Source organism: Streptomyces sp. NPDC043861 (assembly GCF_056435905.1).
The window spans coordinates 91,763-105,378 of the sequence record NZ_JBWKDP010000007.1; the positions used below are offsets into that span (position 1 = coordinate 91,763).

General features: G+C 68.5%; 13 protein-coding genes and 1 pseudogene. 10 read left to right on the top strand and 4 right to left on the bottom strand.

Translation table 11 applies throughout. The annotated features are described in order from the left end of the window. Positions 1-41 precede the first annotated feature (41 nt). Together AC068D_RS18020 and AC068D_RS18025 are read left to right on the top strand one after the other, a co-directional pair. Positions 42-221, top strand: a complete 180-nt coding sequence (locus AC068D_RS18020) for a hypothetical protein (protein ID WP_478823993.1) — start codon at positions 42-44, stop codon at positions 219-221. Between the two features lie 210 nt (positions 222-431). Continuing rightward, complete coding sequence (locus AC068D_RS18025; RefSeq protein ID WP_478823994.1) at positions 432-554, top strand: hypothetical protein; 123 nt, start codon at positions 432-434, stop codon at positions 552-554. Between the two features lie 268 nt (positions 555-822). Here the strand turns inward: AC068D_RS18025 and AC068D_RS18030 are convergent, their stop codons facing one another. Next, entirely contained in the window at positions 823-1,485 is a 663-nt protein-coding gene (locus AC068D_RS18030) for a CAP domain-containing protein (protein ID WP_478823995.1), read from the bottom strand. Between the two features lie 330 nt (positions 1,486-1,815). Further along, positions 1,816-2,289, bottom strand: coding sequence for a resolvase (locus tag AC068D_RS18035; protein ID WP_478823996.1), 474 nt, complete (start codon positions 2,287-2,289; stop codon positions 1,816-1,818). Between the two features lie 387 nt (positions 2,290-2,676). Here AC068D_RS18035 and AC068D_RS18040 point away from each other — a divergent pair, with 387 nt between their 5' ends. Together AC068D_RS18040 and AC068D_RS18045 are read left to right on the top strand one after the other, a co-directional pair. Beyond that, positions 2,677-3,960, top strand: coding sequence for a S53 family peptidase (locus AC068D_RS18040; RefSeq protein ID WP_478823997.1), 1,284 nt, complete (start codon positions 2,677-2,679; stop codon positions 3,958-3,960). 206 nt (positions 3,961-4,166) lie between these two features. After that, positions 4,167-4,337 carry a hypothetical protein gene (locus AC068D_RS18045; protein ID WP_478823998.1) on the top strand — a complete coding sequence of 57 codons (171 nt, stop codon included), beginning with the start codon at positions 4,167-4,169 and terminating at the stop codon, positions 4,335-4,337. Between the two features lie 247 nt (positions 4,338-4,584). On the opposite strand, the gene AC068D_RS18050 is transcribed toward AC068D_RS18045, so the two are convergent. Both AC068D_RS18050 and AC068D_RS18055 read right to left on the bottom strand, forming a co-directional pair. Continuing rightward, on the bottom strand, positions 4,585-5,043 hold the full coding sequence (locus tag AC068D_RS18050) for a hypothetical protein (RefSeq protein ID WP_406307182.1): 459 nt from the start codon (positions 5,041-5,043) through the stop codon (positions 4,585-4,587). 42 nt (positions 5,044-5,085) lie between these two features. After that, positions 5,086-5,256, bottom strand: coding sequence for a hypothetical protein (locus AC068D_RS18055; protein WP_478823999.1), 171 nt, complete (start codon positions 5,254-5,256; stop codon positions 5,086-5,088). A gap of 438 nt (positions 5,257-5,694) precedes the next feature. Here AC068D_RS18055 and AC068D_RS18060 point away from each other — a divergent pair. The 6 genes and pseudogenes from AC068D_RS18060 to AC068D_RS18085 all read left to right on the top strand — a co-directional run. After that, positions 5,695-6,117: pseudogene (locus AC068D_RS18060) on the top strand (chaplin); the annotation flags it as partial. Between the two features lie 534 nt (positions 6,118-6,651). Next, positions 6,652-7,992, top strand: a complete 1,341-nt coding sequence (locus AC068D_RS18065; protein ID WP_478824000.1) for a serine hydrolase domain-containing protein — start codon at positions 6,652-6,654, stop codon at positions 7,990-7,992. 324 nt (positions 7,993-8,316) lie between these two features. After that, a complete protein-coding gene (locus AC068D_RS18070) occupies positions 8,317-9,801 on the top strand; it encodes a peptide MFS transporter (protein WP_478824001.1) in 1,485 nt (494 codons plus the stop codon). Between the two features lie 227 nt (positions 9,802-10,028). Then, positions 10,029-10,667, top strand: coding sequence for a YoaK family protein (locus AC068D_RS18075; RefSeq protein WP_478824002.1), 639 nt, complete (start codon positions 10,029-10,031; stop codon positions 10,665-10,667). A 258-nt stretch (positions 10,668-10,925) separates the two neighbouring features. Then, on the top strand, positions 10,926-12,185 hold the full coding sequence (locus AC068D_RS18080; RefSeq protein ID WP_478824003.1) for a hypothetical protein: 1,260 nt from the start codon (positions 10,926-10,928) through the stop codon (positions 12,183-12,185). 452 nt (positions 12,186-12,637) lie between these two features. Further along, on the top strand, positions 12,638-13,447 hold the full coding sequence (locus tag AC068D_RS18085; RefSeq protein ID WP_478824004.1) for an SDR family oxidoreductase: 810 nt from the start codon (positions 12,638-12,640) through the stop codon (positions 13,445-13,447). Positions 13,448-13,616: the final 169 nt, after the last annotated feature.

Sequence of the window (13,616 nt, forward strand, 5' to 3'; positions counted from 1 at the left end):
ACGGGGGCACACGACTCTCATCACCTCGAAAGGAGCTGAGCATGCTCGCCATTGTCGCGGCAGTGCTGTTCTTCATGGCCTTCCTGATCAATGCCGCCGAGATCGGGACCAACGAAGCGTTCTCCTCGGTGAACGTCATGCTGCTGGGCCTGGGGCTCCTGGCCCTGCACATCGCGGGGATCGGCTCCACGTGGCGATCCGGCCGGGCCCGCCGAGGCTGACGGTGAGCGGGGGAGCGGGCCCCGTCATGACGATGAGCCACCCCAACTCGCCGAGATACGCGCGCGGCATGACGCCAGGACTCCCGCGCCCACCATCACCAGGTGATCCACCGGGAGCAGCGTCGTCGGCCGACCACCACCCGTACAGCGGACCCAGCCCCGCGTGTCGGAGCAATCCGTCACGGACGACGAAACGATCAGGAGGACACAATGACTTCGCTCATGACGACGGCCGCCGCGGACGCCTCAGCGGCTCCCGCATGGCTGCACGTGGCGGTGATGGCCCTGGCTGTGCTTGTCCTTCTCCACAGCCTGGCCAGGCACAACAGCTGACCGCCATCCTCCGGGCGGACTCCGGTTCTCCTCGGCGTTCGTGCACGAAGCGCGGTCTCGCGACCGTGGCGTCATGGCTTCGTCCCAGGAGGACGGTCCGCCAGTGCTCAGGGGCGAGTCCGCACGCCGCGGTCAATCCGACGGCCCGCGCACCGGATTCAGCGCCGTTCACACCGACGCTGCCCCGGCACGTGCGAGGACGACGCAACTGCTATGTAACTGGCCGGAGTTGCGGGCACCACGCCCACGTACCGGCCCGATCGGAACGCTACCGGGCGTCCCGCGCGAGCACCGGACCGCTCCACCGCGCGGGCGGGCCATATGAGGCCTGCACGGGCAACGCCCTTGTCGAAGAGGTGTTGGTGCCGCATCCGGCGGCAAGCCTGGTGACCAGCTTGCGGTGCGGACCGAGAAGATTCACGTCCCAGTAGCGACGGTCGTACCCGATACCGATCGCCACGATGTCCCGGCGCATCAGGACCTTGAAGAACGCGTTCGTGGGGTCCGGGTCGGTCGCCTTGTCCGCGAAGTACCCGTCGTGGTCGTAGCCGAACGCCATGGACTCGGCGATGAGGCTCGAGTACAGACCCGCTCCGGACATCCGGGTCCGCAGGTCGTGGCCGTTGCTGCCGACCGAGGTCAGTCGCCGCATGGTCGCCATGTCCTTGGCGTGGGAACGTCCGACCTCGCCGGCCCGGTCGGAGACACGCAGGCCGGGCAGGCCACGGGAGACGCGTTCCTTGTTGATCTCGCAAACGATCCAGTCGACGTTCGGGTAGTACGACTGCCGCACATCCGACCGTCCCGCCGTGGCGGAAGGTGACGGCGCGCCGGCCGCTTGCGCGGGGACGGCGGCTCCGAACAGGACGGCAGCGGACAGTGCCGCCGACAGGGCCGAGACCAGGCTCTTCGCCGAGACCAAACTCTTCATGGGGGATCCTCCCGGTGCGCGCAGTGCAAACGAGCGTCGCGTTGTGGATGCGGCCCACGGTGGCATGTGCCCGGACGCGCGACCGACGCAGACACGCCGGGATCACCTGCATCAGCGATGAGGTACATCGAGGGCGGTGCGCGCCCCCTGGGCTTGCGGGGAACGCGGCCCATTGTGGGCGCCGCCCCCGCTACCTTTCCGCCGTGGATGCGCAAGGGGGGTCGTGCTCCCCGCGGTCGCCTGCCTGCGTGACATGGACCTCGGTGCCGGGGTGGCCGATTCACAACCGGCCTCGGGGAACATCGGTACAGCGGTTGGCGCTGAGATTGATCATGGTCTGGTCGGTGCGAGGGTGCTGACGCGGTTCTCGTACTCGTGGCGGGTCTTGCGCTGGGCCGGAACCGCCGGCGCGCCAGGGCCGCCGTCGAGCGGCTGGCAGCGGGCGAGGAGTCCGAGGTGCACGGCGCTAACGCGCAGGGTGTAACCCTGTCCACGTCCTACGGTCACCCCCTGGTCGAGCGCGTCCCGCTCGGTGGGGTCCAGTTCGGTGCTGCGGAGGAAGTCGGCGACCTTGCCCGGCATGTCGAGGGTGACCGGCAGCTCCGGCACCGGGGAGTTCTCCTCGATGGCGGCCTGGTCGGGCAGGAGGTCGGCGACGGCCGTCCGGATCGCGCCGCGGCTGACGCCGTGGTCGCGGGCGAGGGCGGCGATGGACCGGCCTTCCAGGTACGCGGCGCGCACGGCCTCGGTCTTGCGGCCGTCACGGCGGGGCGGCGCCCGCCCTTGCTGCCCGGAGATGTGCACGGTGTCGCCCGGCCGCGCGTAGTCGAGGAGCGCGCGGAACTTCGGGCGCTGGAGGGGGTGGAGGCGGCTGGAAATGCCCGGGCCTTCCTCGAAGACGACCGGTCCTCGATCCCGGCCTCGTTCTGGACGAGGTTCTGCCGGGCGGTCGACTGCTGGTCGGTCGAGACCCGCTTGTAGACCAGGTTGGGGTGCCGGTAAGAACCGTGTCAGCAGCCGCAAACGGCGGCGCTACTCTGCCGATGTTGCAGGTCAGGGCAGTTCGGTTGTGGCTGTCACCTCGGCAATCGCGTGTCGGTCACCAATCGGGAACTCGTCGGCGAGCACAGTGGGGTGCGGGTCCGCCGCGCTGCCCGGGATCCGGTCCCCTTCGCGCTTTGAAGGAGCGTCATGCGTGGGCGTTTGATCAGTTCACTGGTGACGGCCGCCATGGCCCTCGGGAGTCTGGCCGCTGGTGCCACGACGGCACAGCCGCTGACCTTTTCGCCCGACGACGGCCCCCGGTCGACGCGCACGATCGGTGCGGGCGGTGGCCAGGGGGCGACGGCCCGGCGGGTCTGTCCGGACACGCCTGATCCCGACCAGGCGTTCTGCCTGGCGATGATCCGGACCGATGTGCCGACGACGCGGGTCCTCAGGGCGGGCCAGCAGCCGTCCGGTCTCTCGCCGCAGGGCATCCAAAGCGCCTACGACCTGCGCCGGCACGGCGGGAGCGGGCGAAGGGTCGCCATCGTCGTCGCCTTCGACTACCCCACTGCCGAAGAGGACCTGGCGGTCTACCGCCGCACCTTCCACCTGCCACCCTGCACGACAGCCAACGGGTGCTTCCAAAAGGTGTACTCGACCGGCGTCAAGCCCGCCACCAGCCCCATCTGGGCTGTTGAGGCCGCCCTCGACATCCAGGCCGTCAGTGCGGCCTGCCCGGACTGCGAGATCACCCTCGTCGAGGCTCCCAATGACCAGTTCGTCGAATCTCTCCTTGCGGCAGTCGATGTAGCCAGTTCCCTGCCAGGCGTAACGGCCGTGAACGGCAGCTGGGGCCTCCCCGAGCAACCGGCCGAGCTGGAGCTCGACTTTCTCTTCCGTCCCGGCATCGCCTACACATTCGCATCAGGCGACACCGGAGGCCAGACGTTCTACCCTTCCGTCTCCCCGAACGTCACCTCGGTGGGCGGAACCAGCCTGATCCCCGCGCATCACGGCGATGGCTGGGCCGAAAGCGGCTGGGTCGGCTCCGGAGGCGGCTGCTCGCTGTACGAGCCCAAGCCGTCCTTCCAGCACGACCTGTTGTGCCCCACCACCCGCGCCACACCGGATGTCTCCGCAGTCGCCGACCCCGCCACCGGCCTGGCCGTGTACGTCACGGGCGCAGCCCCCGACGTTCCCCCCGGCTGGTATGTCATCGGCGGCACCAGCCTCTCCGCCCCGCTGATCGCCGGCATGTACGCCCGGGCCGGCCGGCCCGGTCCGGCCGACCGTCCCAACGCCTACCCCTACGCGCGACCCAGGTACTTCCACGACATCGTCACCGGCTGCGCCGGCGCCTTCTGCGCGATGCCGGGATACGACCTGGTCACCGGCATCGGCACACCCCACGGCGTCCGCGGACTGCGAGCCCACACGGGGGGACACGGCCGAGCGGAGCGCGTCGCGTCGGTCGCGGAGCAGAGGTGAGTCGGTTTTCGGGCACATGCTTGTAGATCGTGTTCCTGCTGACGCCCAAGGGCTTCGCAATGAGGGGCCATACGGAAGACCCTCGCCGTTTGCGGCTGGTGACGATCCTGCTGGCCAATTCCGTTGCAGGTCGGTTGTGATGCTCGTTGGTCGTGTAGCGGTCGTGCTCTTCCGTCTGTGGCCGCGGAGTGGGGTGTGGGGTGTCTATGCGTGCGCGGCCGTGGCCGCAGGTGCCGGATACGACCGGGCGGGCAGCGCGGGCCGCGGCGGCGAAGGGGCCGTATCCGTTGGCGATGCGGGTCCGCGACGAGCTCGGCGAGCTGTTCGCGGATGTCGAGTTCGCCCAGGCGTTCGGGGTACGAGGCCGGCAAGGGTAGTCACCAGGGCAGCTGGCACTGGTGACGGTGCAACAGTTCGCCATCGTGCCGTCCCCCGGGGTACGCCTGAGACGCCAACGAGCATCACAACTTGACGGGCGCGAAACCAGGTTTACACGTGGTCATTCCAGTGCTCCAAGAGTGGTCACCCAGATGCTCTGGGCTTTCACGAGTACGGCCCAGTAGTCGAAAAATACGGACGCCCCGTCCTCCAACTCCGGGAGGCGGGGGCGTCGTCGTACCTAGCTCACGTCTGGCACTGCTTCGTCACGGCTCCGCTCCAGTTGCTCCACGCCCCGCCGGCCGGCCTCACATGCACCCGGATTTCGGCGGTGGCGTTGACCGGGCCGCAGACGCGGTCGGTGTTGCCGATCTCGAACGGGCCGATCGTGGACCTGCGCTGGACGATCGTGCGGCCGTTGCCGAGCTTGACCCAGTGGCCGCCTTCGCGGATCCGGAAATACGCTTCGTAGTCGACGTAGGAGGCGTGGGCACGGGAGTTGGTGATGACGGCGTGGGCGGTGATGTTCCGCATGAAGACGTGGCCGTCCTTCCACCGTTCGGCGGAGATGCAGCCCTGTGCGCCGATGTTCTGGGTCGAGACGGCGCCTCCGCAGGCAATGGCGGCGGCGTGGGCGTCTGCCGGCAGTGCCAGCGCGGTCAGCAGGGCTGCTCCTGCTGTGGCGGCGAGTTGTTTCAGTTTCATGGGTTCCTCTCGGTCGGGGTGTGCCGAAAACCAGACTGCCAGTCAGACCATGCGCCGGTACTCGTTCCATGCCTTTGCAGCGGTCAGCATCCCGGTCATCCACGGCTCCGGATCGTCAGCGGTGATCTCCTCCCGGACGCTGACGGTGGCCGCCGTGAATGCGTCCAGGATCTCCTTGTTCTCGGCGACAAGGAATACGCGACACCTCAACATGCGAGCCCACCAGTCCCAAGGCCGGTGATCATCCGGCTAGTTTGCGGCTGGTGTCTGAGCAAGGACTCCAGGGCCGAGTACGAGAACCGCGTCAGCACACTCACACCCTGACCGTGATCGTTCTCAGCGCCAACCGCTGTACCGATGTTCCCCAAGACCTACAACGGTGCGAGTGCGCGGGCACTGGCTGCGAACGGTTCGTCGAGCGCGGTTCCTGTCCTGCCTGCCACTGTGGGAGTGATGCTGATCCGAATGGACGGGAAATTCCTGAGGCCGGGTGAAAATCTCATTCGTCCCACTAGTCCGATCAGGGGAAATTCTTCGGACCGGCCTACTGACGCCCGTCGTCGTGCCGAAGGAATGGTGACAGCCCGTGAGGCGGGATGGAGTCGGTCCGCCAGCGCTGCGGTCGACTCAACAAGCACTGTGGAGGTAGTGATGTTCCGTCAGGTCAAGAGCGTCGGTGTGGTGCTGGTCGCCGGTGCGGCACTGATCGGCGGTGCCTCGGCCGCATCGGCCGACACCGGCGCCGAGGGCGTCGCCGTGTCGTCGCCGGGTGTGCTCTCGGGCAACGTCGTTCAGGTTCCGGTCCACGCACCGCTCAATGTGTGCGGCAACTCCCTGACCGTGATCGGGATGCTCAACCCCTCGCTGGGCAACGCCTGTGCCAACGCGTCAGTGGTCGGCGGCACGGAGGACACGGAGGACGGCGTCGTCGCCGAGGGCGTGGCCATGTCGTCGCCGGGTGTGCTCTCGGGCAACGTCGTTCAGGTTCCGGTCCACGCACCGCTCAATGTATGTGGCAACTCCCTGAACGTGATCGGGATGCTCAACCCCTCGGCGGGCAACGCCTGCGTCAATTCCTGACGACGCCGACGCCCCGTTCTGCTACAGCAGAGTGGGTTGCGCCCGTCCATGGCTCATGGCCGTGACCAGGTGTCGACTCGCTGCTCCGGCCGGGCTTCGTCGAGCAGGGAAGAGCCCGTGCGGGCGGCCATCCGGCCGCCCGCACGGCCGTTCCGGTCGATATCGCCGACGAGGTGGGGGCGGTGGTCTTCTGACCGCAGGTGGGGCATCGTGTGTACGCCGAGAGCACGAGTTTCACGGCGCCGGGCATGACCCGGTCCGGGGCAGGGGCCCAGCGGTCCGCTTGCACGGCACACCCGCCGCGGCTCCGGGTCCGCCGGGAGCTCGGGTGCCGGCAGAGGGCGGCGGATGGCAGTCACCCGGGTCACCGGCCGGCTCGTACATCCCCACGCGCCCACCGCACCTGACAAACGTCATGAATCCTTGTGCACGGAATCGTTCCATGGGCGGAGACGGAGTCCGCCACGACGAGTTGAGGATGGAAGCAGGCGCACACATGCCGTCTGATCGACCTTCCAGGAGTTGCCCATGGACCTCAACCGCCGTCCCACGCGCTGCCGCCGGCTGCGCCTCACTGCCGTGGCGTCGAGCGCAGTCCTCCTCTCGCTCGTCATCGGCACGTTACCGGCTCATGCCGCGCCCACGACGCCCGTGCCGCTCGCAGCCGGCGCGTTCTCCACCGAACACGGCCTCGACCGCGAGGCGTTGCGCTCCACGCTCGACGCCATCCACAAGGCGGGCATGTACGGGGTCTACTCCTCGGTCCGCGACGGTTCGTCACACTGGCGCGGGGCTGCCGGTTACGCCGACGTTGACACCAAGCGCCGCGCGCGGCCCGGCTTCGAGCACCGGGTCGGCAGCATCACCAAGACCTTCACCGCGGTCGCCGTCCTCCAGCAGGTCGCCAAGGGCCGCATCGCGCTCGACGCGCCGATCGGCCGCTACCTACCCGAGCTCGTGCCCGGTGAGCGAGGCCGCACGATCACGGTACGCATGCTGCTCAACCACACCAGCGGCCTCGGAGACCACATCCTCCCTGCCTTCCCCGGTCTGTTGGAGGATCCAGGGAAGGCGCTCGACCAGAACCGCTACCGCCGCTTCGCCGCCGAGGAGCTCGTACGCCTCGGACTCGCCGCACCCCCCGCGGCCGGGCGAGGCACCTGGGCGTACTCCAACACCAACTACGTCATCGCCGGACTGTTGCTGCGCAAGGTGACCGGCCAGACACCCGAGACGTACATCACCCGCAACGTCATCCGCAAAGCCGGTCTACGGAACACGTACTTCCCGCGGACGCCGTTCCTCACCGGACCGCACGCGAAGATGTACGAGTCGATGTACGGCGCCATCGAGCCGGCCCGGGACTACAGCGTGTACGACATGTCCTGGTGCGGACCGGCCGGCTCACTGGTGTCGACCATGGACGACCTCAACTCCTTCTACCGGCAGCTCCTGGGCGGCAAGCTGCTCCGCCCCGCCGAACTGCGCGCGATGAAAACCACTGTCCCGGCATTCGAGCCGGAGCCGGGGCAAGAGGTCACGATGCGGTACGGCCTCGGCCTGTACACCATGAAGATGTCCGGCGGTCGCTGGTACTGGGGCCACGACGGTGGTGTCTTCGGTGCCGGCACCTGGGCGCTGTCCACCGAGGATGGCGGGCGCCAGGTCGCCATCGGCTACAACCTGATGAAGTACCAGCGCTTCGACGGCCAGAACAATCCCGAGCCCCACCCCATCGACGAGAAGATGTTGCGTTTTATCGATGGAGCCCTCGGCGGGCCGGGCGAGGTCGTGCGGGCCACGACCCCGACGCCCGGTGCGGCCATGCCACAGCCCTTGTCCGTTCCCGACATCCAGCTGCGACGTTGAGCACGGGCTCATGTGCGCGGGCTGACGACGTCCGCTTCAGCACGTCGACCTGTTGAGCGAATCAGGGATGCCGCCGATTGTTCTGGACCCGTTGAGTGCTCCAGGTGCGGCTGTACGGCCTTGGGGGCGTGGCCTTCCCCGGACGGCTGCGGCGTGGACGGGTGCCGAAATCCTCCTGCGCCCGGCGGCCGCTGCGGGGCCATCGGAGTGGTCCACAATCCGCCCGCTGCCACCGTGGGCGGATTCGTGGGCCTGGGCGTGGCAACGCCCCGGGCGGGTCCGGAATGCTTAGTTTGCCGTCAGAAGCGGCAAAAGGGGCAAGAAATGGTCAGTACGTCCGAAGCAGCTCCCCAGGGTCGTACCTTCTTCGGGCATCCGCGGGGACTTTCCACCCTCTTCATGACCGAGATGTGGGAACGGTTCAGCTATTACGGAATGCGCGCGCTGCTTGCCGTCTATCTCGCCGCACCCGTGAGTGAGGGCGGTCTCGGGTTCCCGGACAACACGGCCATCGCCATCTTCAGCGTGTATCTCTCGATGGTCTATCTGCTGACACTGCCCGGCGGCTGGGTCTCGGACCGCTTCCTGGGGCCGCGAAAATCGGTCACCGTAGCCTGCGTCATCATCATGATCGGCCACTTCCTGCTCGCCGTGCCCACCGAGGCGTTCTTCTTCGCCGGACTCTTCTTCGTGGCGATCGGCTCCGGCCTGGTGAAGGCGAACATCTCGACGATGGTGGGTCACCTCTACAAGGGCTCCCTGGAATGGCGCCGCGACAGCGCCTTCACCATCTTCTACATGGGCATCAACCTCGGAGCCTTTCTCGCCCCACTGGTCATCGGGACCATCGGACAGAAGGTGGGGTATCACCTGGGGTTCGCCGTCGCCGGCGTGGGAATGGCCATCGGCCTCGCCCAGTACCTGCTGGGGCGACGCTCCCTCAGTCCCCACAGCGATGTGGTCCCCGCCCCGCTGGACGCGGCGCAGCGGGCCGCCCTTGTGAAGAAGGGGCTGCTGTGGCTGCTGGTTCCCGTCGTCTTCTATGCCGTCGTCGGACTCTCCGGGCACTACACCCTCAACTGGGTGGTCGTTCCCCTGACGATCATCGGCCTGGTCTTCCCCGCATGGACGCTGGTGCGCATCAGACGGGATCCCGAACTCACCCTTCCGGAGCGGGAGCGGATGACGGCCTACGCGTGGCTGTTCGTCGCCGCGGCGATCTTCTGGATGATCTACGACCAGGGCGGGTCGACGCTCAACATCTTCGCCGACAAGAACACCGACACCGAGTTCGCGGGGATCGACTTCCCCTCGAGTTGGTTCCAGTCGCTGAATCCGTTGTTCATCATGGCCCTGGGCCCCGTCTTCGCATGGCTGTGGCAGTGGCTCGCGGCACGGCACAAGGAACCGTCCACACCCGCCAAGTTCGCCGCCGGGCTCATCCTGGTCGGGCTGTCGTTCGTCGTCTTCCTGCCTGCGCTGGCGGCGGCGGCGAGCGGGAATCTGGTCTCCCCGATGTGGTTGTGCGCGATCTATCTGGTGCAGACAGTCGGCGAGTTGTGCCTCTCACCGGTCGGCCTCTCCATCACCACCAAGCTCGCTCCGGAGAAGTACGGCAGCCAGATGATGGGCGTGTGGTTCCTGGCAGTGACCGCGGGGGACTGCGTGACCTCGCTCGCCTCCCTCGCCGGGGCGAAACTGGACGGCCGTCCGTTCGTCGTGGCGGAAGTGGTGGTTGCGGTGACGGTCGGTCTGCTCATCCTGTTGCTGCGCAAACAGATCAGCCGCCGGTTCGTCGGCCACCATTGAACGCGGACCCGGCTCAGTGGGTCCGCCGACGGCCGGTGGAATGAATGTCCCCGCCGCTGGGGGCGCCTTCGTCTCGTGGCCCCCTGCCCGCCATAAGGTCGACGGGTTCGACCGCACGGAATGAAACCGCGTAGGAGCGCCTGCCGCTTCGCCGCCGTCGCGCTCCCGTGCGGGTTCAGGGGCACATGGAGCCCCCTGCGCCACGGCCCCGCGGAGGCGGGCACGACATGCGTATCTGGACGCCGTACTTCCTCCTCACCCTGGCCATGGGCGCCATGAACGCGATCGGGTTCCTGGCACTCGGAGGTGTTTTCGTCAGCGTGATGACGGCGAACCTCGCCCTGATCGGGGTTGCCGCCGGGGCGCACGACCCGCAACTGGCACTCGGCTCCGGTGTCGCCGTCGTCGGCTACGCCGCAGGGGTACTGCTCGGCAGCCGCCTCGCCTCGCGGCCCGGACCGGGCAGCTGGTCGCACGCACGGTCGGCGCTCATGACCGAACTGGTGCTGATGTGTGCGTTCGCCGGAGGGTGGATCGCGACGGGCGGTGGACCTCCGACGTCGTGGCGCCTCGTTCTCCTCGGCGTTGCGGCCACCGGCATGGGTTGCCAGAGCGGCACGGTACGGGTCGCAGGGCCGCCCGATACGTCGACCACGTACATGACGGGGGCGCTGACCGGGGTGCTCGTCGGCATGGCGACGAGCCGGCGGGCCGATCGGCCCAAGGCGGCGCTGATCGCTCTCGTCCCCCTCGGAGCCGCTCTCGGGGCGTTGGCCTTCCATGCGTCACATACCGCGGCACCCCTCGTTCCGCTCGCGCTCATCGCAGTGGCGCTCGTGGCGTCGACGCGTACGGAGGCCCCTTGACCACAGGTCTGCGCGCCTTGACACCTCCGGGCCGCCGCGAGGCGTGCCATGGCGAAATGGCACAGCGCACCTCACCGGCACGGTCCCCACTACCGGACCTGGAGCCCGCCGCCCGCCCGGACCGCACGGCGCCGGACGAGCACCCACGCATCGAACGGGCCCGCGACGCGCGGTAGTGCCACGTGATCCACGTCGCACCGGGTAAACCGCTCGGCGCCACGGGGCGTAGACCCCGCAGGACCTTCCCTGCAGGAGTCGATGTTGCCCCATCTGATCAGCGACCGACCGAGTCGCAGCGTCACCGTTCCCACCACGCAGTTCTCCGCCGACCGGGCCGACGTCCCGTCCGGTGCGGACGCCGCCGAGGTGCCGCCCTCCCGGACGGACCGCTGGAGAGCCGCCTGGCGCGATGCGGGCCATGTCGGCATCGTCTTCGCGGCGACCACGGTGCTCCACCTGGCGATGCTCATGCTGATGAGCGGCCCCGGCCGTCCCGGGCTGTGCGACCTGCTGCTCGCCTGGGATGCCCGGCTCTACGTCGACATAGCCGAGGACGGGTACCCGACCCACTTCACCTACAGCGCCGGTGAGCTGACCGGGAACACTCTGGCGTTCTTCCCTCTCTACCCGTTGCTGACCCGTGCCACGAGTGTGCTCACCGGCCTCGAGGTTGGTACGGCCGCCATCGTGGTTGCCCAACTCATGCTTCTGGCAGCCCTGTTCGCGATCCACGCACTGCTCGTGCGACTGTACGGCCGCCGTGTCGCGCTGTTCGCCGTCATCCTGGTCGCGGGAGCCCAGCCGATGGCGGTCGTCCTTCACACCGCCTACAGCGAATCACTGTTCCTCGCACTCGGCGCAGCGGCACTCCTGGCCGCACACCGCCGAGCCTGGCTGACGGCGGGCACGGTGGCGCTGCTCGCCGGACTGACCCGGCCGGCTGCCGCCGCCGTCGCGCTCGCCGTGGCAGTCGCGGCAGTCCTTCACGCCAGGCAGGCGGCGAAGAACGGTCGGCCCATCGGCCGGCGGCCTCTGCTCGCCGTCGTCCTTGCGTGTACGGGAACTCCCGCCTACCTGTTGTGGGTCGGAGACCGGCTCGGCCGCCACGACGCGTGGTTCGTGATCCAGCGCGCAGGCTGGGGGACCGGTTGGGACAACGGCGCCGCCTTCACCGAATTCCTCGGACGGACACTGCTCAGGGAGAGCGGCTGGGTTCCGCTCAGCACCGCGTTCCTGCTCCTTGCGGCGGTGGGCGCCACGGTCGTAGCCGGCAGACAGGCGATGTGGCCGCCGCTGTTCGTCCATGGCGTTGCGATAGTTGTCCTCTCCCTGGGGCAGAGCAACTACTACCACTGCAAACTTCGTCTGCTCGTGCCCGCGATCGTGTTCCTGCTCCCGGCGGCCCGCGCGCTCTCGCGCGCCAGGACCAGCACGGCGGTCGGCGTCCTCGCCGTCACGGTGCTCTTCGGCACCTGGTACGGGGCCCACATGCTGACCGTGTGGAAATATGCGATCTAGGGTCTTTCGTTTGGATCGGGCTGGCTCGGTGAGCGGGGTCCGGCGCGTGCGCTCGCAAGGCGGAGGAAGGAGCCCACGCGGAGCGTGGGCGACCGACGACAACGCGGCGAGCGATGCGTCCCCTCGGCCCCAAGGGGCCGGGGGAGACCCCATGCACCGGACGCCGCGGGCTTCCCGGCAAACCCATCCGGTCACAGCACCAGGAAGCCACGAACCCTCCACGTGGTCACAACCGCAGACAGCGTCAGCCGCCCTCGCACAGGTCGACGAGGCCACGATCCGGCGCGATCGATCCGATGACGGGGAGGCCGAACCGATGGGTGACGAGGTCCTTCGACCGTTCGATGCACAGCGGTCCGGGGTCCGCCGGCACCCGTTGTCACACTTCGGGCAGCCACATCGTCCATCCGATGTCACAGGCCCCACACATGCATCAGGGAAGGACGAGCACGATGAACCAGACCATCCTGGTCACGGGCGGCAGCGGAAATCTGGGAAGCCATGTCGTCGGTCGGCTGGCAGGGCTCCGACAGCAGGTGAGAGTGCTTTCGCGCAGCCCACGGAGCCGTGACGGCGTGCCTGCGGTCGAGTGGTGTGTGGGGGATCTGGTGACGGGCGAGGGGCTTGACCGGGCGCTCGAAGGTGTGGGCACCGTCGTCCATTGCGCCACCGACGGCCGCACTCAGAACGGTGACGTGGCGGCCACGGAACACCTGCTGAAGGCCGCGGCCCGCGCCGGCACCTCCCATGTCGTGTACGTGTCGATCATCGGTGTGGACCGCCACCCCCTGCCGTACTACCAGGCCAAGCACCGGAGCGAGCAGGCGATCCAGGAGTCCGGGCTGCCGTGGACCGTCCTGCGCGCGGCGCAGTTCCATGACCTGGTGTACTTCGCGATGCACAAGGCGGCCCGGCTCCCGGTCATGCCCGTGCTCGCCGGTACCCGGTTTCAGAGCGTCGACACGGCCGAAGTCGCCCGCCGTACCGCGGAGCTCGCCATGGGCGACGCCCAGGGGCGAGTGCCGGACCTCCCCGGGCCGCAGACCCTTGCGATGGCCGACATGGCCCGGATCTATCTGCGCATCACGGGGAGGCGGCGTGCGGTCCTCCCGATCATGCTGCCCGGGAAGGTTGCGAGAGCCTATCGGCAGGGACTCCATCTGGCGCCGGCCCCTCTTCCCGGAGGTCGGACGTTCGAGGAGTTCGTCGCCGCAGGCCCCGAGCTGAAGATCCCGTCTGCGGCTCGCAGAACGGCCCGGTGAGGCAGTCGGCGAGCCCGTGCGGCCCAGGACCAGGCGTGTGGTGCCTCGGAGGGAAGGCTGGTGAGCGGCCGGTGGCGGTCGGTATGGCCAGGACGAAGGGATCGGTCGTGTGGGAAGCCGGTCTGCTGCGGGCCGTGGTCTGCCACGTTCCCCGCGGGGACCGCTTCGG